The following is a 26,112-nucleotide window of genomic DNA, read 5'->3' as shown; positions in this document are numbered from 1 at the left end:
GGCGGGGGAGGAGCATGAGCGCGAACACCACAGGCGAGGGCGCCGGCACGCCGGACGAGGACGCCTACGTCCCGCCCTTCTCGGAGGCGCCCGTCGGCGCGATCCTCGGCGGGCTCGCGGCGATCCTCTCCTCCATCGGCACGGCCTGGATCGGCGCGCTGATGCTGCTGATCATCGCCGACGTGGTGGGCCGCAACTTCCTCGACGCGCCGATCACCGGCGTCTCCGAGATCGCGGCGCGCTCCGTCGTGGCCATCGTCTTCCTGCAGGTCGCCGCCGCGATCCTGCAGCGGCGCCTCACCCGAGCGGACTTCGTCCTGCGCCGCCTGGAAGGTGCCTCGCCGCGCACGCTCGCGCTCTTCGAGACCGTGTTCGCGCTCGCGGGCGCCGTGATCTTCGCCCTCGTCCTGTGGGCGTCCTATCCCAAGCTCGCCGACGCCTGGCGCACCGCCGAGTTCTTCGGCGTGCAGGGCGTCTTCACCATCCCGACCTGGCCCTTCCGGCTGATCACGGTCGTCGGATCGGGGCTCGCTGCGCTGGCCGCGCTCTACGTGGCCAACGACGAGATCCGCAAGCTGAGGCGCGCCTCATGACGACGCTCACCCTCGGCTTCCTCTTCATCGGGCTCCTCGTCGTCCTCGTGCTCGCGGGGATGCAGATCGCCTACGCGCTCCTGGCGGTGGCCTTCACCGGCATCTGGGTGATCCGCGACAATCTCGGGCTCGCCTTCCGCATGCTCGAGCTCACCGCCTACAGCGGCATCGCCGATTATCTCTTCGCGACGATCCCGCTCTTCGTCTTGATGGGGCTCCTCGTCAGCGTCTCGAACGTGGGGCGCGACACGTTCGAGGTGGCCGAGGAGCTCCTGCGCCGGCTGATCTGCGGGCTCGGGGTCGCGACGGTCGCGGCGAACACGGTCTTCGCCGCGGTGACGGGCGTGTCGATCGCCTCGGCTGCCGTCTTCACCCGCGTCGCCGTGCCGGAGATGAAGCGCCACGGCTACCGCGCCGCCTTCTCGGCGGGCACGGTGGCGGGCTCCTCCGTGCTCGGCATGCTGATCCCGCCGAGCCTGCTCCTCATCATCTACGGCGTCCTCGCCGAGGTCTCCATCGGCGGCATGTTCATCGCCGGCATCGTGCCGGGGCTGATGCTGGCGGGCGGCTTCGTCGCCATGCTGATGACGATCACGGTGCTCTTCCCCCGCTTCGTCCTCACCGACCCGAAGGCGAGCCGCGAGCGGAGGCTCGACCGCACCCGCGAGCCGATGCCGCTCTCGACCATGGTCGCGAAGCTCGTGCCCATCGTCGTCCTCGTCGTGCTGGTGCTCGGCGGGCTCTACACCGGCTATTTCACGCCGACCGAGGCCGGCGGCGTCGGCGCCTTCGGCGCGCTCCTCGTCGCGCTGGCGCGGCGCTCGCTCAATCGCCGCAAGCTCTGGCAGGTGATGAAGCAGACGGGCGTCATCTCGGTGTCGATCCTGCTGCTTCTCATCGCGGCGAGCTTCTACTCGCGCATGCTCTCCATCGCGGGCCTGCCCAACGCCATCGCGGACCTCGTCGCGCAATCGGGGTTCGGGCCCTACGGCTTCCTGCTTTTGTACACGATCATCATCCTGCTCATGGGGATGATCCTCGACAGCACGTCGATCCTCTTGATCATGGTGCCGATCGCCGCGCCGATCGCGCTGGGCATGGGCTTCGATCTCAGCCATTTCGGCATCGTCACCGTGCTCGCCGTGGAGATCGGGCTCCTGACGCCGCCCTTCGGGCTCTCGGTCTTCACGGTGCACAGCACGCTCGACGACCCGGACGTCTCCATCGAGCAGGTGTTCTCGGCGACGATGCCGTTCATCGCGGTGATGCTCGTCGTCCTCGTCCTCGTCGCGCTCTTCCCGCTGACTGCGACGCTCTTCCTGTGAGCGTCGGCAGCGATCGCGTGGCTGTCAGGGGCGATCCGCGCGCAGCGCTCGCAGCGCCAGGTGCTGGACGAGCATCACGGTCTTGGCGTCGACGATGCGCCCGTCCTCGATCATGGCGAGCGCCTCCTCGAGGGTGATCTCCACGACGCGGATGTCCTCGCCCTCGCCCGCGTTGCCGCGCACGGACGCCGTGTCGACGGCGCTCTCGTAGGGCGCGAGGAAGAAGTGCAGGCGCTCGGTCACGGAGCCCGGGCTCATGTAGAACACGCCCATCTTTTCGATGCGCCCGAGCGTGAGGCCGGTCTCCTCCTCGGCTTCCTTGCGGATCGCGGTCTCGGGATCGCGCGCGTCGAGGAGCCCGGCGCAGGCCTCGATCAGGTCCTCGTCGTGCCCGGTGACGAAGGCCGGCAGGCGGAACTGGCGGGTGAGCACGATCGTGCCGCGCACCGGGTCGTAGGGCAGGACGACGGCGCCGTGGCCGCGATCGTAGGTCTCGCGCGTCATGTCCTGCCAGGAGCCGTCGTAGCGTCGGTAGGACAGCTCGTACCTGGTCAGGACGCCCCAATCGTCCGAGAGCACCTCGCGGCTGCGGATCACCGCCCGCGGACCGGCTCGCTCGTCGTGCGTCTCGCTCATCGCACGATCTCCCGGCCCGTGAGCGCCTCGATCTTGCGCCAGAGCGCCGGCGCCGCGAAGTCCGCGATCACCTCGGACGCGCCGGAGGCCAGGGCCCGCTCGCGCCCGAGCGCGCTCTCGAGCGCGAAGGTGTAGGCGCCGGCGGAGGAGGCGGAGCGGATGCCCGGCCCCGAATCCTCGAAAGCGAGGGCACGGGACATGTCGACGCCGAGCCGGCGGGCGGCCTCGGCATAGGGATAGGGGTCGGGCTTCGATCGCGGCAGCTCGTCGCCGATGAGAACGTGGTCCATCAGGTCGCTGACGCCGAGCCCGTCGAGCATCATCGTCGCGTTGTCGCGCGGCGCGTTGGTCACGACGGCGATGCCGAAGCCGTTCTCGCGCGCGAAGGCGAGGAACGCGCCGAGGCCGCGCTTCGGGTCGAGCGGACCAGTCAGCTGCTCGCGGAAGAGCACCTCCTTGCGCTCGCCCAGCGCGCGCCGCTCGGCCGCGTCGGCTTCGGGGAAGAGCGCGGACATGATGGCGTCGTTCGACGATCCCATCACGTTCGTCGTGTAGTATTCCTCGTCCATGGAGCGGCCATGGGGCGCGAGAAGCCGCCGGAACGCCTCCAGATGGAGCGGGTCGGTGTCGATCAGGGTACCGTCGAGATCCATCAGCAGAGCGAAATCATGCGCCATCGTCGGCTCCCCGCATCGGCGGCGCTTCGTGACGAACCGCCCGTGTCGTTGCTAGCTCAGGTGGCGTAGCCTCGTCAAAGCGGATGCGGGATCAGATCTTGGCGAAGAGGTCGACGAGCTCGTCCTGCGTCTGCGCGAGCACCGGCTTGTACCGCCCCAGCGTTCCCGCGCGCGGGCGCCCCCGCCGTCGGACGACCTCGCGTTCGAACGCGACGTAATTTGCCGGTCGACCATTGTCGTCGTCGATGCGGAAGGCCCTGATCTCGCACAGGTAGCGCTCGCCGCCCCGGCGATAATTGGCGAGCACGCCGTGGAAGCTGCCGACGTCCCGCAGGGCGCGGACGAGCTCCGCGAGGGCGGTGCGGCTCGTCTCCGGTCCGTGGAGGAGGCGCGGGCTCGCGCCGAGAAGCTCGCTCGCCTGGTAGCCGGTCAAGGCCAGGAACGCCGGGTTGACGTAGCGGATCGTCGGCCCCGGAAAGTCTAGATCCGGTTCGGTGATCACGACCGCAGTGGCGAGATGATGGGCGAGGAGGGCGATGAGCTCGAGGGGGAACATCGGTACTGACGCGTTGGAGCTGGGCTGATGGACGGCAAGTCCGGTATGCCAGAGGTGTTCCGGGCCGCGCTACCGCAAATCGACATTCGGACGTGTCGCGTCCGCATGTCTGCATCGCGCTCGCGCATGGCAGGCGCCGTGCTCCGCGTCGTTCCCTCGCCCACAAAAATAAACACTTGAAACATCGAACCACAAGTCGGAGAACCTATGTTTTCGACTCCAAAATGAAGTACGATTGCTTACGAGAGGCGAAAATTAACGAGAAAGTAAGGACGACTGACGCAACGTGCGCCGGCGTACAGAATACGCCACCGTACTCAATGCCATGTCCGTCGCTCGATCGATGGATCGCCTCGATCCACGCCCTGCGCCGCACCCGGCTGGAGAACGGTCGAAAACCGACAATCTGCTCCAGCGCACGCCCCCACACGGCCCGCGCCCGTCCGAAGGTGTGACATGATCCGACGCCTCACCAATCTCTCGCTCCGCGCCAAGATCGCGGGCGCCTTCGCGCTCATCCTCGTGGCGCTCACCGGCGTCACGGCCAAGACCACGTGGTCCCTGTTCGATGCCGGCCACCTGTTCGCCACCTATGCGGAAGTCGCACGCGTCTCCTCGAGTCTCGGACGCATGCAGGCGGAGATGCACGCCTCGCGTGTGTCCGCCGAGAGCTTCCTCCTCACCGGCGACGCGTCCCACGCCTATGCCCTCGAGGATCATTTCGAGGCGGCGCGCAGCGCATACGCGGAGGCGCTCGCCACCGCGCGGGATCCGGAGCTGCGGCAGGCGCTGGCGGGGATCGAGGTCGGTCTGCAGACCTACCAGGAGCTCTACGGGGCCATCGGGGATCAGCCGCCGGGCGTCTCGCCTGCCTATGAGCGGCTGCGCGACGCCGGCCGCGCCGCCATGCCGCCCATGGTCGAGGCGTCGCGCACCATCGAGGCGCTGCGCGACGCGCTCGCACCGCGCATCGATGCGGACCTGCGCAGCGCCGAGATGCTGGCCATCGGCGCGAGCGTCGCGGCCCTCGTCGTCGGCATCGCCGTCGCCTACCTGCTCGGCCGCGCCATCTCCAATCCCATCGCCGGCATGACGGAGGCGATGCGCAAGATCGCCGGCGGGGATCTCGCCGCCGAGATCCCCGGCGCCGATCGCGGCGACGAGATCGGCGCCATGTCCGGCGCGCTGCGGGTCTTCCGAGACGCGCTCGCGCAGAACCGCGCCATGGAGGAGGAAGCGCGCGAGCGCGAGGTGCAGGCCCAGGCCGAGAAGCGCCGGGCGACGCAGGAGCTCGCCGACGCCTTCGAGGCGAAGCTCGGCGGCCTCGTCATGTCCCTCTCGGAGGCCGCGACCGAGATGGAGGCGACGGCGCGCTCGATGTCGCGCACGGCCGAGAGCACGAACGAGCAATCCGCCGCCGTCGCCTCCGCCGCCGAGCAGACCTCCTCCAACGTCCAGGCCGTCGCGTCCGCCGCCGAGGAGCTCGCCGCCTCCGCCGGCGAGATCGGGTCGCAGGTGACGCAATCCGCCGAGAAGTCGTCGAGCGCGGTGGACGAGGCGCGCCGCACGAACGCGCTCGTGCGCGAGCTCTCGCAATCGGCGCAGCGCATCGGCGACGTCGTCGACATGATCTCGGAGATCGCCTCGCAGACGAACCTGCTGGCGCTCAACGCCACCATCGAGGCGGCGCGTGCCGGCGAAGCCGGTAAGGGCTTCGCCGTCGTCGCCGCGGAGGTGAAGTCGCTGGCCGACCAGACGGGCAAGGCCACCGACGAGATCGCGCAGCAGATCGCGCAGATCCAGACGACCACGATGAGCGCCGTCGAGGCCATCGAGGCCATCGGCACGACCATCGCCGACATGAACCGCATCGCGACCGGCGTCGCCTCCGCCGTGGAGGAGCAGCAGGCCGCGACCGGCGAGATCGCCCGCAACGTCAGCGAGGCGGCGCAGGGCACGGGTCACGTGAGCGCCACGATCGTGCACGTCCGCGAGGCGGCCTCGCAGACGGGCAGCGCGTCCTCGCAGGTCCTCTCCGCGGCCAATCAGCTGTCGCGGGACGCGAACCTCCTGCGCGAGGAGCTCGGGCGCTTCGTCGCGACGATCCGCGCCGCGTGAGGGTGGAACGGGCGTGCGCGCGTCGTCGGGCACGCCCACGCCCCGCTCGCGCCTCGTCGTTCACCGAAGGACATCTCCCATGTCATCGAACGTTTCGACACCGGCCGCGCAGGATCCCGCGGAAGCGCTCCAGGACCTCATGACCGCGCGCGAGCGCCTCGCGGAGATGCGGCGCTCCCTCGATGTCGCAGAGGCCGCGACGCGGCGCCTCACGCTCGGCACACGCACGGGAACGGTCGCCGGCTGCATCACCAGCGCGACGCCGGATTTTCGCAAGCTGCGGGCGCATTACGACGAGATGGACGCCATGATCGATGCCGGCGTGCGGATGCTCGAGAGCGTCGGCGTGCGCGCGGCGCGGGCGGGCGATCTCAGCGACGGGCCGGATCGTCCGGCAGATGCGCGGCGATGAGGGCCTCGAACTCGTCGATGAAATGCTCCAGCGCCGCCGCCGCCTTGGGATCGGCGCAGGCTCCGCCCATCGCGTCGGCGGCGAACCAGGAGCGCATCACCTCGGCCTTGCACTGCGCCGCCCGCCAGGATTGGGCGGGCGTGCGCATGATCTCGAGCGCGAGCTCGTCCACCCACTCGTAGAGGCCGTCCGCCGCCAGATGCTCCGGCGTTCGGTCCGTACGCTGGCGCAGCTGCGAGAAGGCGCGATGCAGGGCGCAGACCTTTTCGTCGAGAGCGACGACACGCGGCATGAAGATCCTCGAGCGCTTTCGCAGTGATTCCGATAGCGTACATATAAGCGCGGGAAGCATGGTCCCGTCAAACGCTCCTTAACTCTGCGGAAGCACAGCGGTTCCGGAAGCGACCGTGCGTGCACCGGTCTCGTCCCTCGTAGTTGCACCGGCGTTTCAAACATGTCTAAGGTGGACGTCTGACAGACGACGTCGGAGGTCTCGATTGCCGGAGAAGATCCCGGATCCGAGTACGTGGACCGGGAACGCGATCCTCGACGCGTTGCCGGAGGCGTCGCGCGTGCGCATCGCGGAGGTCTCCGAGCGTCGTCACCTCGAGCTCGGCGCCATCCTCTACGACGTCGGCGATCGGCTGACACACACGTTCTTCCCGACGCGAGGCGTGGTCTCGCAGCTGACGCCGCTGGCTGACGGGAGCCTCGCCGAATCGAGCACCATCGGGCGCGAGAGCTGCGTCGGGCCGACCAGCATTCTCATGGATCCGCTCTCGCGGCGGCGCTTCGAGGTGCGGGTCGCCGGCGAGGCCCTCGCGATCACGATCGAGGACCTGCACGGCGTGATCGGCAGCGACTTCTCCGCCCGCAACGTCTTCATGCGCGAGGCGCAGGCGTCGCTCCACACGGCGCTCCAGCTCGCCGTCTGCAATCGCGTCCACTCCACCCGCCAGCGGCTCGCGCGGTGGCTGCTCGAGGCGCAGGATCGCACCGGCTCGGGGCCCTTCATGCTCAAGCAGGCGACGCTGGCCGATTCGCTCGGCGTGCGCCGGGCGACGGTGAGCGAGATCTGCAGCGCGTTCGCCGCCGAGGGTGCGATCGCCTACTCGCGCGGGCGCATGCGCATCGACGGGCGCGACGTGCTGCTGGCTGCCGCGTGCGAATGCTACCGCGCGATCGCCGCTGCGGCGCCCGCGACTGCCACGTGTGCGAGCGAGAGTAACGACGTTGACGGTGAGACGTTACGTCATCAAGATCATTCTTCCAGAAATAACGTGCAGCCGAGCCGGTGACGCAGTGGATCGGCATCTGTGTGTACGCTGTCGTAATTAAAGTATTCGCCAGTCAAATCATCGTGATTTAGTTGACGATCGCGTGACCCGCCCGCTAAGCCTGCGTACGATGCCGTGCGAATCGGTTCGACGAGGTGGCGGTAGGACGGTGGGCGAGCATGCGGACCCGATCGAGGGCGGGACGACGGAGCCGACGGGTATCGGCAGCCGCATCCTCGCGAGCCTGCCGCCGGCCGCCCGAGCCATGATCCTGCGCGACGCGCAGCGCTATCCCCTCGACGCGGGAGAGGTCGTCTACGAGGCAGGCGATCGCCTGACGCACTCGGTCTTCATCGAGAGCGGCGTCGTCTCGGAGGTGACCGTGCTCGCCGACGGACGCCTCGTCGAATCCTCCACCATCGGCAACGAGAGCAAGATCGGTGCGTCGAGCCTCCTCATGAGCCAGGTCGCGGCGCGCACCTATCTCGTGCGCGTCGCCGGCACGGCGCTCTTCGTGCCGATCCAGACCGTCGACGCCGCCGTGCGCACCGATTTCGAGGCGCGCAACGTCTACATGAAGCTCGGCCAGGCGATGCTCAACGCCTCCCTCCAGTCGACGGCCTGCGTCGCGGTCCATTCCGCGGAGCAGCGGGCCGCACGCTGGCTGCTCCAGGCGCACGACCGCGTCGGCGACGATTTCGCGCTGAAGCAATCGACGCTCGCGGAGGCGCTCTGCGTTCGCCGCGCCACGGTGAGCGAGATCTGCAGCGGCTTCGCGGCAGACGGCGCCATCGCCTATCGCCGCGGCGCCATGCACGTGCAGGACCGCTACCGCCTGCGCCGGTTCTCGTGCGAATGCTACGACGTCATCACGAAGGGCTTCGACGCCGCTGTCGGTGACGCCCCGACGCCGGCGGTGACGAGCGATCCGCCGGCGTGATGCGGCGGTGCGCCGCCGGCCGCGCCGAGCGTTGACCCTCGCGTCCCGAGACCCCTATCCTCGCTCATCGCAGGACGAACGGACCGGCTCGCCGTGAGCGCCGTCGTCGTTCGGAGCTCGCGCACGTGCCCGACCGCACACGACGCCGTGCCCTTCCTCCGCTGAAGGCTCTGCGCGCCTTCGAGGCGGCGGCGCGGCGCGCGCGGTCGCAGGCGCCTCACAGCCGCAGCCGCGGCTCGCTCGCGCCGGCGGCCGCCTTCTCGCTCGCCACGGGCTCGAAGAGCTCGGGCTTGTCCGCGGCGAGCCTGGGGAGCGAGACCAGGATCTCGGCGAGATGGGCGCGCATCGCCGCCTCCGCGTCCCCGGGCGAGCCGGCGGCCACGGCGTCGAGGATCGCCTGGTGCTGGGCGATCAGCACGTCGACGGGGGTGGCATCGGGCAGCGAGAGGAAGCGCACCCGGTCCATCTGGGCTTTGAGCGTCTCCAGCACCCTCCAGGCGTGGGTGCAGTCGGCGGCGACGGCCAGCGCGTAGTGGAAGGTCTCGTCGAGGCGCAGGAAATGCGCCGCGTCGGCGGCGGCGCGCGCATCGCGCTGGCGCTCCAGGATGTCGCGCAGGTCGGCGAGCGCCTCGGACGAAGCGGTCTGCGCCGCCTTGCGCACGATGGCGACCTCGATCGCCTCGCGCAGGAAGCGCGCGTTCTCCACCTCGCGCTGGGAGATCAGCACGACGAAGGTGCCGCGCTGCGGGCGCACCTCCACGAGGCCGGCCTCGGCGAGCTTGATGAAGGCCTCGCGCACCGGCTGGCGGGAGACGCCGAGCTCCTTGGCGATCTCCGCCTCCGACAGGCTGTCGCCGGGCCTCAGGTCGAGCTGGACGATGGCGGCTTTGAGCACCTCGAAGACGCGCTGCCCGATGGTGCGCTGGCCGAGAGGGCGCGGACGGTGGCGCGGACCCTCCTGCCGATCGTCGATTTCGAAGCGCACCCGCCCACTCATGTTGACACCTCGTCTGCTACCATACTAGCCTACCGACGTTGAACGCTGCCGTCCAGACGCAGCGATGGGAGGAAGACATGACGCACCACAAGGCAGCCGCTGCTCTCGCGGCCACCCTCCTCGCGGTCGCCGTACCCGCCGCAGCGGCGGATTATACGCTCAACGTGAACACGGCGCTCGCCGTGGAGGACCCGCTCTACAAGGGTCTCGAATCCTTCCGCGACGGCGTGGCCGAGGCGACCGACGGCGCCGTCGAGATCCGCCTGTTCCCGAACTCGCAGCTCGGCCCCGACGAGGACGTGCTCGAGCAGGCCCGCGCCGGCGCGCCGGTGGCCGTGGTCGTCGACGGCGGACGCCTCGCGGTCTTCCAGAACGAGTTCGGCGTGCTGGGCGCGCCCTACCTCGCCTCCGGCTACGACGGCATGCGCCGGGTCGTGACCTCCGATCGCTTCGAGGAGTGGGTCGAGAAGCTGCGCGAGGCCTCCGGCCACCAGGTGCTCAGCTTCAACTGGTGGCAGGGCGAGCGCCATCTCCTCACCCAGAAGCCCATCGAGGGCCCCGCCGACCTCTCGGGCCTGCGCATGCGCACCCCCGGCGCGCCGGTCTGGGTCGAGACCATCTCGGCCATGGGCGCGACGCCCACCCCGATGCCGTGGGGCGAGGTCTATTCCGCCCTCCAGCAGAACGTCATCGACGCCGCCGAGGCGCAGCTTCCCGCCGTCGTCGGCGCGCGCCTCGACGAGGTGATCACCGACATCACAAAGACGGGCCACATCAACCTGATCACCGGCCTCGTCACCTCGGCGGCCTGGTTCGACTCGCTGCCGGAGGATTTCCAGCGCGCCCTGCGCGAGGAGGCGCTCGAGGCCGGCGACGTCGCCTCCTACGGCACCCGCGACGCGCTCGCGGCCATCGAGGCCGACCTCGAGGCCAAGGGCGTCAACGTCGTCGAGATCGACACGACGCCCTTCCGCGAGGCGACGGCGTCCGTCTACGACGAGCTCGGCTACGGCGCGCTGCGCGACGAGCTCCAGGCCATCGCCGCCGGCGAGTGAGCCGCCCCTCCCGCGGCGGCGGCCCCTCGCGCGGCCGCCGCCTCCTCCCTCCGGGAGCCTGAACGGCCATGTCGCACCTCCTCGCGCGGCTCGAGCTCGTCGTCGGCTCGATCCTCCTCGGCATCATCGTCGTCCTCGTCTTCGTGGCGGCGGTGATGCGCTTCTTCGACCGGCCGTTGATCTGGTCCGTCGACCTGGCGCAGCTGCTCTTCATCTGGCTGTGCTTCGTCGGGGCCTCGCGCGCCATGCGCGAGCGGGCGCATCTGGGCGTCGATCTCCTGGTGCGCCGCGTCTCGCCGCGGGCGCGTCTCGTCATCGAGATCGCGCTCGCCGTCCTGTTCGTCGCCTTCATGGCGGTGATCGCGGTAGAGGGCACGAAGCTGACGCTGCTCAACCGCGAGCGGCTGTTCGGCGACAGCGGGCTCTCCTACGCCTACGTCACCATCGCGGTGCCGGTGGGCTGCCTCTTCCTCACCCTCGCCATCCTCGCCAATGCCGTCGAGGCGTGGCGCGAGCGGGCGCGGGGCGAGCTCCTCGTCTTCTCCCGCATCGACGCCGAGCCCCTCGCCCGGCAGGAGCCCTGACCCATGCTCCTCATCGGCAGCGTCTTCGTCGTCCTGCTCCTCCTCGGCGCGCCGGTGGCCTTCGCCATCGGGCTCTCGGGCTTCACCTTCTTCCTCACCTCCGACATCATGCCGACCTCCATCGGCGTGCAGCGGATCGCTGCGGTGTCGCAGAGCTTCCCGCTGCTCGCCGTGCCGTTCTTCGTGCTGGCCGGGCACCTGATGAACGAGAGCGGCATCACCGAGCGGCTCTTCAAGTTCTCCCACGTCACGGTGGCCTGGATCGCCGGCGGCCTCGCGCAGGTCTCGATCATCCTCTCGACGCTCATGGGCGGCGTCTCCGGCTCCGCCGTGGCCGACGCCGCGATGCAGGCGCGCGTGCTCGGGCCCCGCATGATCGAGCAGGGCTACTCGAAGGGCTACTCGGCCGCGGTGATCGCGCTCTCCTCGCTGATCACCGCGACGATCCCGCCGAGCATCGGGCTCATCCTCTACGGCTACGTGGGCCAGGTCTCCATCGGGCGTCTCTTCCTCGCGGGGATCGTGCCCGGCATCCTGATGATGCTCTTCCTCATGGTCGCGGCCTGGCTCGTCGCGAGGAAGCGCGGCTACACGGTGGCCGACAGCACGCCGCCGACCTGGCGCAGCTTCGGGCGCGCGGCGTGGGACGCGAAATGGGCGCTGCTGTTTCCCGTGCTCCTCGTCGTCTCGATCCGCGGCGGCGTGTTCACGCCCTCCGAGGTCGGCGCCTTCGCGGTGGTCTACGCGATCCTCGTCGGCGTCCTGGCGCACAGGGCGATGAACCCGCAGGCCATCGCGCGCGCCTTCGCGCGGGCGGTCTCCGACATCGGGCTCATCATGCTCATCATCCTGATGTCGGGGATGATCGGCTACGCCATCGTCTTCCTGCAGGTGCCCCAGGACGTCACGCGGCTCCTGCTCGAGGGCATCAGCGAGCCCTACCTCATCGTCGCGACGATCCTCGTCTCGCTGTTCGTGGCGGGGCTCTTCTTCGAGAGCACGATCATCGTGTTGCTGATCACGCCCATCGTCGTGCCGATCGTCGAGCGCGTCGGCTTCGACCCGGTCCATTTCGGCATCCTGATGATGACCATCGTGACGCTGGGCTCGATGACGCCCCCGGTGGGCGTGGCGATGTACACGGTCTGCAGCCTGCTCGGCTGCAAGGTCGAGGACTACGTGCGCGAGAGCGCGCCCTTCGTGGCGGCGATCCTCGCCCTCGTCGTCGTGCTCCTGGCCTTCCCGGACCTCGTCCTCTTCCTGCCGCGCATCGCCTTCCAATGAGCGCCAGAGCGCCAAGAACGACGAGACGAACACCATGAGGCAGACTCGATGAGGCAGACTCGATGAGGCAGACTTGGCGCTGGTTCGGTCCCCGCGACGTCGCGACGATCGACGACATGCTCCAATCGGGGGTGGAGGGCGTGGTGAGCGCGCTCCACCACGTCCGGCCGGGCGCCGTCTGGACGCCGGGCGAGATCGCGCGGCGCCAGCGCGAGATCGCCACGCGCCGCGACGGCGGGCCCTCGGGCCTCGCCTGGGAGGTGGTGGAGAGCCTGCCCGTCTCCGAGGACGTCAAGCGCCAGTCCGGCGAATGGCGCGCCCACGTGGAGGCTTGGACCACGAGCCTCGGGCACCTGGCCGATGCCGGCATCCGGGTCGTGTGCTACAATTTCATGCCGGTCCTCGACTGGACGCGCACGGCCCTGCACCACCCGCTCCCCCACGGCGGCACGTGCCTGCGCTTCGACTGGATCGACTTCGTCGCCTTCGACCTCCACGTGCTCGAGCGCCCCGGCGCGCACGACGACTATTCCGATGCCGATCGCGAGGCCGCGGCCGCGCGACACGCGGCGATGCCGGAGGAGACGCGCCGCGCCGTCGCGCAGGCCGTCACCGCCGGGCTCCCGGGCGACGCCGAGACCATGGGCCTCGCCGACGTGCGCGCCCATCTCGAGCGCTACGCCGCCATCGGCCCGGACCGGCTGCGGGCGAATCTCGTCGCCTTCCTGGAGATGGTGACGCCCGCCGCCGAGCGGCTCGGCATGCGCCTGTGCTGCCACCCGGACGATCCGCCCTTCCCGCTGCTCGGCCTGCCGCGCATCCTCTCCACCGAGGACGATTTCCGCCGCGTGCTCGACGCTGTCGATTCGCCCGCCAACGGCATGACGCTCTGCTCGGGCTCGCTCGGCGCGCGCCGCGACAACGACGTGCCCGGGATCATGCGCCGGCTCGGCGGGCGGGTTCATTTCCTGCACCTGCGCAACGTCCGGCGCGAGAGCGACGCCGCAAGCGGCTCGGTGCGCGGCTCGTTCCATGAGAGCGAGCACCTCGACGGCGACGTCGACATGGTCGCCCTCGTCGCCGCCGCGCTCGACGAGGAGGCGGCCCGGCGCGCGGCCGGGCGCGGGGATGCCGAGATCCCGTTCCGGCCCGATCACGGGCACGACATTCTCACCGACATCGGACGCGGCGCGCAGCCCGGCTACCCGATCGCCGGGCGCATGCGCGGCCTCGCCGAATTGCGCGGCGTCGTGCGCGCGCTCGCCCATCCCGCCGCGACCGGGAGGGCGTGAGGGCGCACCGCCTCGACCGCACGTTCTCTTCACAAAACTTTATTTTGCGCGCGGTGCACCACGCCGCCACTCTCCGCGTTATGTTCTCCAGCGAAATTAAGACGCCGAGGGAGTGCATGATGACGACGCGGGTGGCGTCCGACGAGAGGAGCGCGGCCGAGACGGAGATCCCGCTCGACCGCGACGTCTTCATGCGCCGGCTCCTGCGCGAGCTCTCCGGCACGCTCGAGGACGTCGTCGGCCTGGAGGAGGCGTCCGGCTACATCAGCGTGGTCGGCGCCGCCATGGGCGAGCGGCTCGACGGCGAGTATCGCCGCGCGCTCGCCGTCGAGCGCCTCGATCGCGAGCAGGTGGCCGCCGCTCTCGTCGACCTGAAGCGCCGAATCGAGGGCGACTTCTACGTGATCGAGGAGAGCGAGGACCGCATCGTGCTGGGCAACCGGGCCTGCCCGTTCGGCGACATGGTCCGCGACAGGCCCTCGCTGTGCATGATGACCTCGAACGTCTTCGGCCATCTCGCGGCGCAGAACCTCGGCTATGCCGCGGTCTCCCTCGACGAGACCATCGCGCTGGGCGCACCGGGATGCCGGGTGACGATCCATCTTCGCCCCTCGGACGCCGCCGGCTCCGACACGCGCGAATATTTCAGGCGTGGCGATGCGCCCCTCCCGTGAGACCCGCGTCGCCCTCGACGCCCTCATCGAGCCGGTTCTCGTCCTCTCCCGCGACGGCGCGATCGCGTTCGCGAACGGGGCCGCGCGCGACGAGCTCGGGGCGGGCGCGACGCTCGCAGACGTGATCGGCGCGGCGGCGGCGGGCTCGCTCGCGGGCCTCCTCGCCCGGGCCGAGGGCGCGACGAAGCCTCTCGTCGGCGGCGTCGTCCTGCCGGAGCGCGGGCGCGTCAAGGCCTTCGCGAACCTCGTCGTGCCGGGTCACGCGGGCGAGCCGGCGCTCGTCATGCTGCGCCTCGCGCTGCGCGAGCTCGACCGTTTCGGCGTGCTCCAGGCCAAGCTCGAGGAGCTCGACGCGGAGGTCCGCCAGCGCCGGCACGTCGAGGCGCGCCTGCGCGAATCCCTCGCCGAGCGCGAGCTCCTGATGCGCGAGCTCCATCATCGCGTGAAGAACAATGTGCAGATGCTCGTGGGCACGGTGGCGACGGCCCGGCGCGGGGTCGATCATCCCGAGGCGCGCGAGGCGCTCGCCGCCGCCGAGCGCCGGCTCGTGGCGGTGGGCGCCGTGCAGCAGATGCTCTACCATGCCGACGACCTGCGCGGGCTGCCGGCGCGGCGCTTCCTCGAGGTCGTCGGCAACGCCGTCCTCGCCGCCCACGGCTCGAGCGTCGTCCCCGATATCGCGGGCGACGACAGCGAGGTGGAGAACGACATCGCCGCGCCGCTCGCCGTGATCCTCAACGAGCTCGTCGCCAACGCTCTGAAATACGGGCCGGACCACGCCGCCGCGCTGGCGCTCGACCTGCGCTCGCGGGGCGACGAGCTGCGCCTGGCCGTGGCGGACGGGGGCTTCGGCTTCGATCTGCCGGAGACGGGCCGACGCTCCTCCGGTCTCGGCCTCGTGCGCGGCCTGCTGCGCCAGCTCGGCGGCGCCATCCACGTCGAGCGCGGGGAGGGCGCGCGCGTGATCGTCGACGTGCGCCGCCGCATCGCCGCGGCGCGCTGACGCCGCGCTCGGCCTCTCGCTCAGCGCAGGACGAGCGTCTCGCCGTCGCGGATCGCCTCGAAACGACGCGCCACCGGCGCCTCGACCCATTCCGAGGCCGTGCCGTCGGGCCAGATCACGCGCAGCTCGGCCGCCTCGGCCGGCCCGAGCCCGAAATGCAGCGGGCCCGCCCGGCCGCCCACGTGGCCGCCGCCGACGGTGATCTCCTGCACCTGCACGCCGCGCGCGGTGCGCACCTCGACGAAGGCGCCGACCGCGAAGACGTTCGGCCCTGCCTCGCGCGGCGTCACCGCGAGCCAGGCGCCGGTCTCGGGCGTCGCGTTCTGCCAGATCTCGAGGGGCGCGCGGCGGTTGACGACGACGAGGTCGAGGCGCCCGTCGCCGTCGAGATCGGCGAGCGCGGCGCCGCGCGCGCGATCGGTGGTCGCGACGCCCGCCTCCGCGGCGCGCTCCACGAAGATCCCTTCCGGCGTCTGCATGAGCAGGTTGTTGGGGTCCTTCATGGCGTTCGAGGGCATCTGGTCGACGTTGCCCTTGGCGATGAAGAGGTCCGCACGCCCGTCGTTGTCGACGTCGCCGAACTCGGCGTGCCAGCCGGTGGAGGGGCGCCCGTCGTCGCCGAGGAAGGGGCGCTGGGCGTAGGTGCCGATGGAATAGGGTGCGTTCTCGTAGCCGTCGCCGCGGTTGAGCTTCATCAGCTGGTCGCCCATGGAGGTGAGCATGACCTCCGAGAGGCCGTCGCCGGTGACGTCGCGGCTGGCGATCCCCATGCCCCACAGCGAGATCCGCGGCCAGCCGTCGGCGGCGACGCGCTCCTCCAGCGGATCGAGACGCCACATCTGCTCGTAGCCGCCGCGGACGTAGTAGTGGCGATCGTTCGAGACGCGAAGCTCCGGCCGGCCGTTGCGGCTCCAGTCCGAGAACAGGATCGAGAGCGCGCAGAAGCCGGGCTCGAGCAGCACGGGCGCGCCGTAAAGCTCGCCCTCGGGGCGATGCAGCTCGTTGACGTCGCAGGCCTCGAAGGGGCCGTTCGGGTCGCTGCGGTCGACGTAATTGCCGATGGCGAGCGTCGGGCGCGCGCGCCCGGGCTCCCAGGTGGCGGAGAAGGCGGTGGACCAGCGCTCGCCGGCGTCGAAGCCCCATTGTGCCGTGGCATCGGTGAAGCCGCAATCCGGCCCGCCCTTCAGGAGCCGGTTCGCTCCCACCCGCATCACCGCGAGATCGAGGACGCCGTCCCCGTCGACGTCGAGCGGGTAGGCGCCGGTGACGCCGGTATCGCCTCCGAGCGCGCCATCCTGCGCGCCTTCGACGAAGCGGATCGGCGCGCCGGGACCCTCGGTCACGTTGACGAGGAGGGCGGCCGGGTTGGCGCCGCCGGCGACGTAGAGATCGGGCTTCTCATCCCCATTGCAGTCGAGCACCGCCACCCCGCCGCCGACGAAATGCTCCCACCCGCCGTCGTAGACGTGGACGACCGGGAGATCGCCGGCGCGGTCGACGAAGACCGGCTCGCCGGCCTGGGCGGGGAGGGGGGCGAGGAGGAGGATCGCGAGAGGCAGGGCGAGCGCCCGTCCCTCCCTGTAGGGGAGGGTAAGGCTCGCGAAGCGAGCAAGGGGTGGGGTCCGTCGCCTGCCCGTGCCACGCGGCTCGTTCGGCTTCGCCGAGCACGCCTTCCGGCGTGCCCCATCCGTCTCGGCGCTGCGCGCCGATCCACCTTCCCCTACAGGGAAGGAGAAGACGTCGCGCCCCTCGTCCATGCGCTTTCTCCTCACACGAAGCGGTTGACCCAATTCTCCAGGCGCTCCTGCCGGCCCGAGCGCGGCTGCGGGTCGAGGTTCTCGGCCTCGACGCGGGCGGCGATGGACGCGAGATCGGAGGTCAGCATCGCCTTCGCATCGGGCCGGTCCCAGCCGGCGTAGCGCTCCGCGCGCATGCGCTCGAGCCCGCCGTCCTCCAGCATCGCGGCCGCCGCGATCAGCCCGCGGGCGCACACGTCCATGCCGCCCACGTGCGCCGCGACGAGATCCACGGGATCGAGCGACTGGCGGCGCAGCTTCGCGTCGAAATTCGTGCCGCCCGTGGTGAAGCCGCCGGCGCGCAGGATCTCGTAATAGGCGAGCGCCACTTCGGAGTGGTTGTTGGGGAACTGGTCCGTGTCCCAGCCCGACTGGTAGTCGTTCCGGTTCATGTCGATCGAGCCGAAGATGCCGAGCGATGCCGCGAGTGCGATCTCGTGCTCGAACGAGTGCCCGGCGAGGATGGCGTGGCCCTGCTCGATGTTGACCTTCACCTCGTTCTCGAGCCCGAAGCGCTTGAGGAAGCCGTAGACCGTCGCGACGTCGTAGTCGTACTGGTGCTTCGTCGGCTCCTGGGGCTTGGGCTCGATGAGGATCGTGCCCGGAAAACCGATCTTGTGCTTGTACTCGACGACCATCGAGAGGAAGCGCCCGGCCTGCTCGCTCTCGCGGCCGAGATCGGTGTTGAGCAGCGTCTCGTAGCCTTCGCGCCCGCCCCAGAGCACGTAGTTCTGCCCGCCGAGCTTGTGGGTCGCGTCCATGCAGGACTTCACCGTCGCCGCCGCATAGGCGAAGACGTCCGGATCGGGGTTCGTCGCGGCGCCCGCCATCCACCGGCGGTGGGAGAACAGGTTCGCCGTGCCCCAGAGCAGCTTCGTCTTCGAGCTCTCCATTTTGCCGGCGAAGTAATCGACGATCTCCTCGAGATTGCGCCGGCTCTCGGCGAAGGTCGCGCCCTCGGGGCGGACGTCCGCGTCGTGGAAGCAGAAGAAGGGCGCGTCCAGGATCTCGAACAGCTCGAAGGCGACGTCGGCCTTGAGCTTGGCGGCCTTCATGTCGTCCGCGAACCACGGCCGCTCGAAGGTCTGGCCGCCGAACGGGTCTCCGCCCGGCCAGGCGAAGGAGTGCCAATAGGCCACCGCGAAGCGCAGGTGCTCCTCGAGCCGCTTGCCCATGACGACCCGCTCGGGGTCGTACCAGCGGAAGGCGAGCTCCGCGTCGCTGTCGGGGCCGGCATAGCGGACCTTGTCGATCCCGGAGAAGAAGTCGGTCATCAGAAGCTCCCGATGGCTCGCGCGGCGGCGCGGTAGCGCGCATGCGCGTCGTCGTAGGCGGTGGTGAGATCGGCGTCCGGTGCGATGCGCCGGGCGATCGGCGGAGGGGTGGCGATCTCGGCGCCGGCGCCGGTCGCGGCCATGATCGCGAGGCGCGCGGCGCCGAAGGCCGCACCGAAATCGCCGGCGGCGGGGACGTCGACGGGCACGTCCAGCGCGGTGGCGATGGCCGACAGCCAGGTCTCGGAGCGGCTGCCGCCGCCGAGCGCGATCAGCCGGTCGATGCGCGTGCCCGTCGCCGCGAGCGCGTCGCGGCAATCGCGCAGGGCGAAGGCGACGCCGTCGAGGACGGCGCGGGTGCCGGCCTCGCGATCGGTCTCGTGCTCGAGGCCGAGGAAGGCGCCGCGGATGCCGGCGTCGTTGAGGGGCGTGCGCTCGCCGCCGAGATAGGGCAGGAACAGCGTGCGGCCGGGCGCGCGAAGGCGTCCGAGGCCGCCGGTCAGCTCCGCCGCGTCGGTGCCGACGAGGCGGGCGTACCAATTGAGCGCGTCGGTGGCCGCGAGGATGACGCCCATCTGGTGCCAGGCGTCGGGCAGCGCGTGGCAGAAGGTGTGGACCGCCGTCTCGGGCGCCGGCGCGTAGCCCTCCGCCGCGGCGAAGAGCACGCCGGACGTGCCGAGCGAGACGAAGGCCTCGCCGGCCTTCACCACGCCCGCGCCGATGCCCGAGGCCGCGTTGTCCCCGCCGCCGCCGGCGACGACGACGCCCTCGCCGAGCCCCCAGCGGGCCGCGAGCGCGGGGCGCAGCCGCCCGGAGACCTCCGAGCCCTCGACGAGGCGGGGCATGTGCGCGCGCGAGAGGTTCGTCGCGGAAAGCAGATCGTCCGACCAGTCCCGCCGCCCGGTGTCGAGCCAGCTCGTGCCGGCGGCATCCGACATCTCGGCCACGTGCTCGCCCGTGAGCCAGAGGCGCAGGTAGTCCTTCGGCAGGAGGACCTTCGCCACCCGCTCGAAGAGCTTCGGCTCGTGGCGCGCCACCCAGGCGAGCTTGGGTGCGGTGAAGCCGGGAAAGACGATGTTGCCCGTCAGCGCACGAAAGCGCGGATCCGCGTCGAGCGCGGCCGCCTCGGCGTGGGCGCGCGTGTCGTTCCACAGGATCGAGGGGCGCAGCACCTCGTCGGCGGCGTCGAGCAGGGTCGCGCCGTGCATCTGGCCCGAGAGCCCGATGCCGCGCACGTCCGAGAGGCCGTGGCGCGCGAGCGCGTCCATGACGCTCTCCGCCGCCGCGAGCCAGTCGGTGGGGTTCTGCTCCGACCAGCCCTCGTGCGGGCGCGAGACCGCGAGCGGCGCCGTCGCCTCGGCGAGGACCGCCTGCGTCTCGTCGACGAGGACGCCCTTGAGCCCGGACGTGCCGAGATCGAGCCCGATGAACTGCATGGTACCGCCGCCTCTTCGTCCGAAGGATCGCCCGTCGTCAGGCCGCGAGATGCTCGGGGCGCTTGCCCGCGATGATCATGCCGAGCAGGTCGTCCTCGGAGACCTCGTCCACCTTCACGATGCCGACGAGCTGGCCGTTCTTCATCACGGCCGCGCGGTCGCACAATTGCTTCACCTGATGGATGTCGTGGTCGATGAGGAAGATGCCGAGGCCCTGGCGCTTGAGCTCGTCGATGAGCTCGGCCACCATCTGCGTCTCCTGCGGCCCGAGCGCGGCGGTGGGCTCGTCCATGATCAGGATCTTGGCGTTGAAGTAGACCGCGCGCGCGATCGCCACCGATTGGCGCTGCCCGCCCGACAGCGCCGAGACGGGCGCGGAGAACTTGCGGAAGTTCGGGTTGAGCCGCCCCATGATCCGGCGCGTCTCCGCTTCCATCTGCGCCTCGTCGATCATGCCGAGCGCGTTCGTGATCTCGCGACCGAGGAAGAGGTTGGCGGAGGCGTCGAGATTGTCGGCGAGCGCGAGCGTCTGGTAGATCGTCTCGATGTTGTGCCGGCGCGCGTCGCGCGGGTTGTTGATCTCGACCTTGTTCCCGTTGATCCGGATCTCGCCGGAATCCATCCGGTAGGCGCCGGACAGGCACTTGATCAGCGTCGACTTGCCGGCGCCGTTGTGGCCGAGCAGCCCCACGACCTCGCCGGGATAGAGATCGACCGTGACGTGGTCGACCGCCTGCACGCCGCCGAAGGCGATGGAGATGTCGCGCAGCTCGACGAGCGGGGCGCCGCGATCCTGGCCGCGATCCGTGCCGCGATCCGTGCTCATGCCTTCCCTCCCGTGCGCTTGCGATAGAGGATGTCGACGAGGACGGCGACGACGAGCACCATGCCCACGACGATGTTCTGGAAGGGCGCGTCGACGCCCACCATCGCCATGCCGGACTGGAGCGACTGCATGATGAGCGCGCCCAGGATGGCGCCGTAGATCGTGCCCACCCCGCCGGACAGCGCCGTCCCGCCGATCACCGCGGCGGCGATGACGCGCAATTCGTCGAGCGTGCCGATGTCGTTGGTGTGGTTCGTCAGGCGTGCCGAGGCGACGACCGCCGAGAGCGCGCACAGGAAGCCCATCAGCGCGAACACCTTGACGGTGAGCATGCGCGTGTTGATGCCCGACAGCTCGGCGGCGTCCGGATTGCCGCCGGTGGCGAAGACGTAGCGGCCGAAGCGGGTCTTGCGCGCCACCGTGGTGAGGACCACCGCGAGCACGATCAAGGCCAACACGGAGAACGGGATGCCGTAGCCGGCGGAATAGCCCTCCGGCAGCACCTCGCCGCGGGCCTCGAAGATGCGCTCGAGCCGGCCCGAGGGGATCTCGTAGGCGACGAGCAGCGCCACGAAGCCGAAGATCGCCACGGCGATCAGGACGCCGATGGCGCTCTCCGCCCACATCGGCTTCACCGGCATCTCGTGGGCGACCTTGTTGCGACGCGAGGCGACGAGCGCCCACAGCGCGGCGACCGTCGCCACGAGCGCGAAGGCCCACGACAAGGTCTCGCCGAGCGTGCCGTTGATACCGCCGAAGAGCAGATAGGTCTCGTTCAACGGCCCGATCGTCTGCCCGCTGGTGAGGTACCAGGCGACGTTGCGCCACACGAGCAGGCCGCCCAGCGTCACGATGAAGGCGGGGATGACGAGGTAGCCGACGAGCCAGCCCTGGAAGGCGCCGATCGCCGTGCCGCAGACGAGGCCCACGACGATGGCGAGCGCGGCGACGACGGGGCTGTCGAGCCCCACCCCGAGCAGATCGGGCAGGATCGCCGTCTGCGCCATGGCCATGACGGCGGAGCAGGTCGCAAGCAGCGAGCCCACCGAGAGATCGATGTGGCGCGTGACGATGATGAAGACCATGCCCGTCGCCATGATGGCCACCGACACCGTCTGGATCGTCAGGTTGAAGATGTTGCGCGGGGTCAGGAAGCGCCCGTCCGTGAAGAAGTTGAACGCGAGGCACAGCACCACGAAGGCGCCGATCATGCCCAGCAGGCGCGTGTCGATCTCGAGCGCGGCGAGAACGCTCTTCTTCTTGGGGGTCGCGGGGGCGTGAGCCGTGGCGGCTTTCATCGGCGCGTCCTTCACGGGGGAGCGTGCACGGGGGATGTCGGCGAGGGGCGTTCACGGCGCCCGATGGACGTCCGCGCGGCCCGATGGGCACGCGCCCCGCCGGAGCGGGACGCGTGCGGGAGGTCGCGCGATGCGCCGGGTCGGATCAGTTGCAGGGAGGCGGGCCGTTCTCCACGCCCTGGCAGAGCGCCTCCTGCGAGATCCAGCCGGCGTCGACGACGACGTCGAGGTTGTCCTGCGTCACCGGGACCGGCTCGAGGAACTTCGCCCACAGCGTCGTGCCGCCCGGCGAGGTCCATTGCTGAGCGCCCTCGATGTCGGACATCTCGGTGCCCTGGGCCATCGACACGGCGATCTCGCCGGCCTCGCGGCCGAGGTCGCGGGCGTCCTTCCAGACGGAGACCGTCTGCGTGCCCTTGGCGATGCGGTTGAGCGCGGCGTGGTCGCCGTCCTGGCCGGACACGGGAACCGTGCCGTCGAGGCCCTGGGCGGTCAGCGCCGCGACCGCGCCGCCGGCGGTGCCGTCGTTGGAGGCGACGACCGCGTCGACCTCGTTGTTCTGCGCGGTGAGGATCTGCTCCATGTTGCGCTGAGCGTTGGCCGGGAGCCACTGGTCGGTGTAGGCCTCGCCGACGATGGTGATGCGCCCGGCGTCGATCGCCTCCTGGAGCACCTCCTGCTGGCCGCCGCGGAGGAAGTCCGCGTTCGGGTCGGTGGGCGAGCCCTTGATCATGACGTAATTGCCCTCGGGCTGGGCCTCCAGCACAGCGCGGGCCTGCATGCGGCCGACCTCGACGTTGTCGAAGGTCAGGTAGAAGGCGCGCGGATCCTCGATCAGGCGATCGTAGCCCACGACCGGGATGCCCTCGTCGGCGGCGGCCTGCACGGCCGGGCCGATGGCCTGGGCGTCCTGCGCCAGGATGATCAGCGCGTCGACGCCCTGGGCGATCAGGCTCTCGATGTCGGAGAGCTGCTTGGCGGACGAGGACTGGGCGTCGGCGGAGACGTACTCGGCACCGGCTTCCTCGAGGGCGGCGCGGATGGCGGCCTCGTCGGTCTTCCAGCGCTCCTCCTGGAAGTTCGACCAGCTCACGCCGACCGTGATCGGATCCTGGGCGTGGGCGGTGCCCATGAAGCCGACCGCGGAGACCGCGGCGGCGAATGCGAACTTCAGAGCGATCTTGCGCATCGCGTTTCCTCCCGTTGCGCGCGGCCGAACGAATGGCCGCGTCCGGCTTTGCGCCGTGGCCGGAAGAGTGTCGCGGATAATTTCAGTTGTCAAAATAAAAATGACGTTCCATCGTGTCCTACCTTTGGTGAGGAGGTCGACTTCTTCTCGCACTGCACAAAAAACGTTACAATGGGCTCAAACGCGGCACCGCGAAAGGTTCCATTAGTTCAGGAGATGCACGAAATGCGGGCCGAGGCGGCGGCGATGCGGATCGACGAGGAGCGCCAGGGCGTGGGTCCGCTCCTGCGCCCGCTCGCCGAGGGCCAGCGTCCGCTGCGCCAGCAGGTGTTCGAGCGGGTGCGGGCCGCTGGCAGCCTGGCACGGGTCAAGATCGCCAAGGATCTCGGCATCAGCCCCGCGAGCGTCACAGCCATCACCTCCGAGCTGATCGAGGCGGGGCTGATCGAGGAGGTGACCGTCCCGCGCGACGGGGACGCGGCGGGGCGTGGGCGACCGCCGGTGGCGCTCGGCGTGCGCGCCGGCGCGCGGCTCGTGGCGGGCATGAAGATCTCCGACCGGGAGCACACGGCCGTCGTCGTCGATCTCGCCGGGCGCCTCGTCGCCTCCGCGAGCCTCGTCGAGAAGATGGGCGGGCGCAGCCTCGCCGATCTCGCGCAGGCGGCGGACACGCTGCTCGAGCGGGTGGTGAAGGCGGCGGGCATCGCGCGGGGCGACCTCGCGGCGGTGGGCCTCGGCGTCCCGGGGTTCGTCGAGGCGGCGGAGGGGCGGGTTCACTGGTCCCCGGTCCTGCGCGAGCGCGACGTGCCGCTCGCCGCCGCGGTCGAGGCGCGGCTCGGCCTGCCCGTCCACATCGACAACGACGCGAACCTGGTGGCGCTCGCCGAGCTCTGGTTCGGCGCGGGGCGGGCCCTGTCGGATTTCGCCGTCGTGACCATCGAGCACGGCGTGGGCATGGGGCTCGTGATCAACCACCGGCTCTATCGCGGCGCGCGCGGGCTCGGCACCGAGCTCGGCCACACCAAGGTGCATCTCGACGGCGCACTGTGCCGCTGCGGCCAGCGCGGCTGCCTCGAGGCCTACATCGCGGACTACGCGCTCGCCCGCGAGGCGACGACGGCGCTCGACTGGTCCATGCGCGACGGCCAGCCCACGAGCGTGCTGCTCGAATCGCTCTTCGACCACGCCAAGGCCGGCAACGTCGCGGCGCGCTCGATCTTCCGCCGCGCCGGGCGCTATCTGGCGGTCGGCCTCGCCAACGTGATCAACCTGTTCGATCCCGACCTGATCATTCTCTCCGGCGAGCGCATGCGTTACGATTACCTCTATGCGGCAGACACGCTCTCGGAGGTCGCGAGCCTCGTCCTGCCGGCGAGCCGCCCGCTGCCGCCCATCGAGGTCCACGCCTGGGGCGACCTGCTCTGGGCCCACGGCGCGGCGGCGCTGGCGCTGTCGGCCACGACGGAAGCGATGCTGGGCGCGGGCGCGGCGAGAGAGGTGGCATGATGCGCGAAGAGACGATTCGAAGCCCCGGATGGACGACCGTCGCTACGGCCCTCCTCCTCGTCCTCGCCGCGCCGGCGGTGGCGCTGGACCTCCCGCGTGCGCCCGTCGATGCCGATTACCGCCCCGTCGATCGCGCGGCGGCGGAGCTCGGGCGGCTCCTGTTCTGGGATCCGATCCTGTCGGGCAACCGCAACATCTCCTGCGGCACCTGCCATCATCCGAAGTTCGGCACCTCCGACGGACTCTCGCTGGGGATGGGGGAGGGCGGCGTCGGGCTCGGGCCCGATCGCGTCGTCGATCCCGAGAACCTCCCCGAGCAGCGCATCCCGCGCAATGCGCCGGCTTTGTTCAACCTCGGCGCCCACGAGTTCACGGTGATGTTCCACGACGGGCGCATCGAGGAGGATCCCTCCCGCCCGTCCGGCCTGCGCACCCCGCTCGAGGACGAGATGGTGGCGGGCTTCGACACGCTGCTCTCGGCGCAGACCATGTTCCCCGTCCTCTCGCCCGACGAGATGGCGGGGCACTATTCCGAGAACGAGATATCCCGCGCCGTGCGCCAGGGCCTCATCACCGGCGAAGGCGGCGCCTGGGACCTGATCTCGCGGCGCGTGGCGGCGATCCCGGAATACCAGGCCCTCTTCGAGGCGGCCTATCCCGAGATCGCGGAAGGCCGCGCCATCGGCTTCACCGACATCTCGAACGCCATCGGCGCCTTCGTCGAGCTCGAATGGCGCTCGGACGCCTCGCCCTTCGACGCGTATCTGCGCGGGGAGGCGGGGCTCGCCCCGGAGGCCGAGGCGGGCATGGCGCTGTTCTACGGCGAGGCCGGCTGCGCCGCCTGCCATGCGGGCTCCTTCCAGACCGACCACGGCTTCCACGCCATGGGCGCGCCGCAGCTCGGGCCGGGCAAGGCCGAGCGCTTCGAGAGCCATTCGCGCGACGTCGGCCGCATGCGCGTGACGAACGATCCCGCGGACGCCTACGCCTTCCGCACGCCCTCGCTCCGCAACGTCGCCCGCACGGGCCCCTGGGGGCATGCCGGCGCGCACTCCAATCTGGCGGGCTTCGTGCGCTTCCACGCCGATCCCGCTTCGGGGCTCTCGGCCTACGCGCCGGACGCGACACTGCCGGCGTTCGAGCCGACGAAGCCCGACTTCGCCGCGCTCCAGGATCCGAGCGAGACGGCCGCCATCGTCCAGGCCGCAATGGCCGCGACGCAGGGCCGGGCCCTCGCCGACGACGAGGTCGCGGCCCTCGTCGCCTTCCTCGAGAGCCTCACCGACGAGGCGGCCATCGCGGGGCGGCTCGGCATTCCCGAGAGCGTGCCGAGCGGGCTCCCCGTCGATCGCTGAGCCGGACGC

The 26,112-nt window shown here is 70.5% G+C and carries 25 protein-coding genes; 14 read left to right on the top strand and 11 right to left on the bottom strand.

What is annotated here, in order from left to right; genetic code table 11:
• Positions 1–14: 14 nt before the first annotated feature.
• Together IEX89_RS14280 and IEX89_RS14275 are read left to right on the top strand one after the other, a co-directional pair.
• Positions 15–593: a TRAP transporter small permease subunit gene (locus tag IEX89_RS14280; protein WP_188913903.1), complete on the top strand. Its 579-nt coding sequence runs from the start codon at positions 15–17 to the stop codon at positions 591–593.
• On the top strand, positions 590–1,918 hold the full coding sequence (locus IEX89_RS14275) for a TRAP transporter large permease (protein WP_188913902.1): 1,329 nt from the start codon (positions 590–592) through the stop codon (positions 1,916–1,918). The genes IEX89_RS14280 and IEX89_RS14275 overlap by 4 nt, the downstream gene beginning before the upstream one ends.
• 24 nt (positions 1,919–1,942) lie before the next feature.
• Here the strand turns inward: IEX89_RS14275 and IEX89_RS14270 are convergent, their stop codons facing one another.
• From IEX89_RS14270 to IEX89_RS14260, 3 genes are all read right to left on the bottom strand, one after another.
• Positions 1,943–2,554, bottom strand: coding sequence for an NUDIX domain-containing protein (locus IEX89_RS14270; protein WP_188913901.1), 612 nt, complete (start codon positions 2,552–2,554; stop codon positions 1,943–1,945).
• Positions 2,551–3,231 carry an HAD family hydrolase gene (locus IEX89_RS14265; protein ID WP_188913900.1) on the bottom strand — a complete coding sequence of 227 codons (681 nt, stop codon included), beginning with the start codon at positions 3,229–3,231 and terminating at the stop codon, positions 2,551–2,553. The genes IEX89_RS14270 and IEX89_RS14265 overlap by 4 nt, the downstream gene beginning before the upstream one ends.
• A gap of 91 nt (positions 3,232–3,322) precedes the next feature.
• Positions 3,323–3,787, bottom strand: a complete 465-nt coding sequence (locus IEX89_RS14260) for a PAS domain-containing protein (RefSeq protein WP_188913899.1) — start codon at positions 3,785–3,787, stop codon at positions 3,323–3,325.
• Positions 3,788–4,243: 456 nt separating this feature from the next.
• On the opposite strand from IEX89_RS14260, the gene IEX89_RS14255 reads away from it, so the two are divergent.
• Complete coding sequence (locus tag IEX89_RS14255; RefSeq protein ID WP_188913898.1) at positions 4,244–5,905, top strand: methyl-accepting chemotaxis protein; 1,662 nt, start codon at positions 4,244–4,246, stop codon at positions 5,903–5,905.
• 79 nt (positions 5,906–5,984) lie between these two features.
• Positions 5,985–6,317: a hypothetical protein gene (locus tag IEX89_RS14250; RefSeq protein ID WP_188913897.1), complete on the top strand. Its 333-nt coding sequence runs from the start codon at positions 5,985–5,987 to the stop codon at positions 6,315–6,317.
• Here the strand turns inward: IEX89_RS14250 and IEX89_RS14245 are convergent.
• Positions 6,277–6,609, bottom strand: a complete 333-nt coding sequence (locus IEX89_RS14245) for a hypothetical protein (RefSeq protein WP_188913896.1) — start codon at positions 6,607–6,609, stop codon at positions 6,277–6,279. The genes IEX89_RS14250 and IEX89_RS14245 overlap by 41 nt on opposite strands.
• 205 nt (positions 6,610–6,814) lie before the next feature.
• Here IEX89_RS14245 and IEX89_RS14240 point away from each other — a divergent pair, with 205 nt between their 5' ends.
• Both IEX89_RS14240 and IEX89_RS14235 read left to right on the top strand, forming a co-directional pair.
• The gene (locus tag IEX89_RS14240; RefSeq protein WP_188913895.1) at positions 6,815–7,615 is read left to right on the top strand and encodes a Crp/Fnr family transcriptional regulator; all 801 of its coding nucleotides are present in this window, start codon (positions 6,815–6,817) and stop codon (positions 7,613–7,615) included.
• Positions 7,616–7,763: 148 nt separating this feature from the next.
• Positions 7,764–8,534 carry a Crp/Fnr family transcriptional regulator gene (locus IEX89_RS14235; RefSeq protein WP_188913894.1) on the top strand — a complete coding sequence of 257 codons (771 nt, stop codon included), beginning with the start codon at positions 7,764–7,766 and terminating at the stop codon, positions 8,532–8,534.
• A 217-nt stretch (positions 8,535–8,751) separates the two neighbouring features.
• On the opposite strand, the gene IEX89_RS14230 is transcribed toward IEX89_RS14235, so the two are convergent.
• A complete protein-coding gene (locus IEX89_RS14230; RefSeq protein WP_188913893.1) occupies positions 8,752–9,531 on the bottom strand; it encodes a GntR family transcriptional regulator in 780 nt (259 codons plus the stop codon).
• A gap of 77 nt (positions 9,532–9,608) precedes the next feature.
• On the opposite strand from IEX89_RS14230, the gene IEX89_RS14225 reads away from it, so the two are divergent.
• The 6 genes from IEX89_RS14225 (at position 9,609) to IEX89_RS14200 (ending at position 15,423) form a co-directional block, all read left to right on the top strand.
• Entirely contained in the window at positions 9,609–10,586 is a 978-nt protein-coding gene (locus IEX89_RS14225) for a C4-dicarboxylate TRAP transporter substrate-binding protein (protein WP_188913892.1), read from the top strand.
• Between the two features lie 68 nt (positions 10,587–10,654).
• Positions 10,655–11,170: a TRAP transporter small permease gene (locus tag IEX89_RS14220; protein ID WP_188913891.1), complete on the top strand. Its 516-nt coding sequence runs from the start codon at positions 10,655–10,657 to the stop codon at positions 11,168–11,170.
• A 3-nt stretch (positions 11,171–11,173) separates the two neighbouring features.
• Positions 11,174–12,454: a TRAP transporter large permease gene (locus IEX89_RS14215; RefSeq protein WP_188913890.1), complete on the top strand. Its 1,281-nt coding sequence runs from the start codon at positions 11,174–11,176 to the stop codon at positions 12,452–12,454.
• 62 nt (positions 12,455–12,516) lie between these two features.
• The gene (gene uxuA, locus IEX89_RS14210; RefSeq protein ID WP_188913889.1) at positions 12,517–13,746 is read left to right on the top strand and encodes a mannonate dehydratase; all 1,230 of its coding nucleotides are present in this window, start codon (positions 12,517–12,519) and stop codon (positions 13,744–13,746) included.
• A 116-nt stretch (positions 13,747–13,862) separates the two neighbouring features.
• Complete coding sequence (locus tag IEX89_RS14205; protein ID WP_244645442.1) at positions 13,863–14,420, top strand: methanogen output domain 1-containing protein; 558 nt, start codon at positions 13,863–13,865, stop codon at positions 14,418–14,420.
• Positions 14,404–15,423: a sensor histidine kinase gene (locus IEX89_RS14200; protein ID WP_244645467.1), complete on the top strand. Its 1,020-nt coding sequence runs from the start codon at positions 14,404–14,406 to the stop codon at positions 15,421–15,423. The genes IEX89_RS14205 and IEX89_RS14200 overlap by 17 nt, the downstream gene beginning before the upstream one ends.
• Before the next feature lie 20 nt (positions 15,424–15,443).
• On the opposite strand, the gene IEX89_RS14195 is transcribed toward IEX89_RS14200, so the two are convergent.
• The 6 genes from IEX89_RS14195 to xylF all read right to left on the bottom strand — a co-directional run bounded on the left by IEX89_RS14195 (position 15,444) and on the right by xylF (position 23,242).
• Positions 15,444–17,180: a CRTAC1 family protein gene (locus tag IEX89_RS14195; RefSeq protein WP_188913887.1), complete on the bottom strand. Its 1,737-nt coding sequence runs from the start codon at positions 17,178–17,180 to the stop codon at positions 15,444–15,446.
• 11 nt (positions 17,181–17,191) lie between these two features.
• The gene (gene xylA, locus IEX89_RS14190) at positions 17,192–18,496 is read right to left on the bottom strand and encodes a xylose isomerase (protein WP_210317642.1); all 1,305 of its coding nucleotides are present in this window, start codon (positions 18,494–18,496) and stop codon (positions 17,192–17,194) included.
• Complete coding sequence (gene xylB / locus IEX89_RS14185; protein WP_188913885.1) at positions 18,493–19,929, bottom strand: xylulokinase; 1,437 nt, start codon at positions 19,927–19,929, stop codon at positions 18,493–18,495. Before xylB ends, xylA begins: the two co-directional genes overlap by 4 nt.
• Positions 19,930–19,966: 37 nt before the next feature.
• Positions 19,967–20,755: an ATP-binding cassette domain-containing protein gene (locus IEX89_RS14180; protein WP_188913884.1), complete on the bottom strand. Its 789-nt coding sequence runs from the start codon at positions 20,753–20,755 to the stop codon at positions 19,967–19,969.
• On the bottom strand, positions 20,752–22,053 hold the full coding sequence (locus IEX89_RS14175; protein WP_188913883.1) for a sugar ABC transporter permease: 1,302 nt from the start codon (positions 22,051–22,053) through the stop codon (positions 20,752–20,754). Before IEX89_RS14175 ends, IEX89_RS14180 begins: the two co-directional genes overlap by 4 nt.
• A 145-nt stretch (positions 22,054–22,198) precedes the next feature.
• Positions 22,199–23,242: a D-xylose ABC transporter substrate-binding protein gene (gene xylF / locus IEX89_RS14170; RefSeq protein WP_188913882.1), complete on the bottom strand. Its 1,044-nt coding sequence runs from the start codon at positions 23,240–23,242 to the stop codon at positions 22,199–22,201.
• 225 nt (positions 23,243–23,467) lie between these two features.
• Here xylF and IEX89_RS14165 point away from each other — a divergent pair, with 225 nt between their 5' ends.
• Together IEX89_RS14165 and IEX89_RS14160 are read left to right on the top strand one after the other, a co-directional pair.
• Positions 23,468–24,748 (top strand): ROK family transcriptional regulator, encoded by a 1,281-nt coding sequence (locus IEX89_RS14165; RefSeq protein WP_188913881.1) that lies wholly within the window; start codon positions 23,468–23,470, stop codon positions 24,746–24,748.
• Entirely contained in the window at positions 24,745–26,103 is a 1,359-nt protein-coding gene (locus tag IEX89_RS14160; protein ID WP_210317638.1) for a cytochrome-c peroxidase, read from the top strand. Before IEX89_RS14165 ends, IEX89_RS14160 begins: the two co-directional genes overlap by 4 nt.
• The last annotated feature ends 9 nt before the right edge of the window (positions 26,104–26,112 follow it).

It is taken from the genome of Salinarimonas ramus (genome assembly GCF_014645695.1).
Lineage (GTDB): Bacteria > Pseudomonadota > Alphaproteobacteria > Rhizobiales > Beijerinckiaceae > Salinarimonas > Salinarimonas ramus.
This window is presented reverse-complemented; position numbering and strand designations above follow the sequence as displayed.

Bases quoted from the DNA above. Each gene is read 5' to 3' on its own strand.
- IEX89_RS14165 (WP_188913881.1), top strand. From the start codon at position 23,468: ATGCGGGCCGAGGCGGCGGCGATGCGGATCGACGAGGAGCGCCAGGGC.
- IEX89_RS14220 (WP_188913891.1), top strand. From the start codon at position 10,655: ATGTCGCACCTCCTCGCGCGGCTCGAGCTCGTCGTCGGCTCGATCCTC.
- IEX89_RS14270 (WP_188913901.1), bottom strand. From the start codon at position 2,554: ATGAGCGAGACGCACGACGAGCGAGCCGGTCCGCGGGCGGTGATCCGC.
- IEX89_RS14260 (WP_188913899.1), bottom strand. From the start codon at position 3,787: ATGTTCCCCCTCGAGCTCATCGCCCTCCTCGCCCATCATCTCGCCACT.
- IEX89_RS14265 (WP_188913900.1), bottom strand. From the start codon at position 3,231: ATGGCGCATGATTTCGCTCTGCTGATGGATCTCGACGGTACCCTGATC.
- uxuA (WP_188913889.1), top strand. From the start codon at position 12,517: ATGAGGCAGACTTGGCGCTGGTTCGGTCCCCGCGACGTCGCGACGATC.
- xylF (WP_188913882.1), bottom strand. From the start codon at position 23,242: ATGCGCAAGATCGCTCTGAAGTTCGCATTCGCCGCCGCGGTCTCCGCG.
- IEX89_RS14275 (WP_188913902.1), top strand. From the start codon at position 590: ATGACGACGCTCACCCTCGGCTTCCTCTTCATCGGGCTCCTCGTCGTC.
- IEX89_RS14200 (WP_244645467.1), top strand. From the start codon at position 14,404: ATGCGCCCCTCCCGTGAGACCCGCGTCGCCCTCGACGCCCTCATCGAG.
- IEX89_RS14215 (WP_188913890.1), top strand. From the start codon at position 11,174: ATGCTCCTCATCGGCAGCGTCTTCGTCGTCCTGCTCCTCCTCGGCGCG.
- IEX89_RS14180 (WP_188913884.1), bottom strand. From the start codon at position 20,755: ATGAGCACGGATCGCGGCACGGATCGCGGCCAGGATCGCGGCGCCCCG.
- IEX89_RS14250 (WP_188913897.1), top strand. From the start codon at position 5,985: ATGTCATCGAACGTTTCGACACCGGCCGCGCAGGATCCCGCGGAAGCG.
- IEX89_RS14195 (WP_188913887.1), bottom strand. From the start codon at position 17,180: ATGGACGAGGGGCGCGACGTCTTCTCCTTCCCTGTAGGGGAAGGTGGA.
- IEX89_RS14245 (WP_188913896.1), bottom strand. From the start codon at position 6,609: ATGCCGCGTGTCGTCGCTCTCGACGAAAAGGTCTGCGCCCTGCATCGC.
- IEX89_RS14225 (WP_188913892.1), top strand. From the start codon at position 9,609: ATGACGCACCACAAGGCAGCCGCTGCTCTCGCGGCCACCCTCCTCGCG.
- IEX89_RS14160 (WP_210317638.1), top strand. From the start codon at position 24,745: ATGATGCGCGAAGAGACGATTCGAAGCCCCGGATGGACGACCGTCGCT.
- IEX89_RS14175 (WP_188913883.1), bottom strand. From the start codon at position 22,053: ATGAAAGCCGCCACGGCTCACGCCCCCGCGACCCCCAAGAAGAAGAGC.
- IEX89_RS14255 (WP_188913898.1), top strand. From the start codon at position 4,244: ATGATCCGACGCCTCACCAATCTCTCGCTCCGCGCCAAGATCGCGGGC.
- IEX89_RS14230 (WP_188913893.1), bottom strand. From the start codon at position 9,531: ATGAGTGGGCGGGTGCGCTTCGAAATCGACGATCGGCAGGAGGGTCCG.
- IEX89_RS14205 (WP_244645442.1), top strand. From the start codon at position 13,863: ATGATGACGACGCGGGTGGCGTCCGACGAGAGGAGCGCGGCCGAGACG.
- xylB (WP_188913885.1), bottom strand. From the start codon at position 19,929: ATGCAGTTCATCGGGCTCGATCTCGGCACGTCCGGGCTCAAGGGCGTC.
- IEX89_RS14280 (WP_188913903.1), top strand. From the start codon at position 15: ATGAGCGCGAACACCACAGGCGAGGGCGCCGGCACGCCGGACGAGGAC.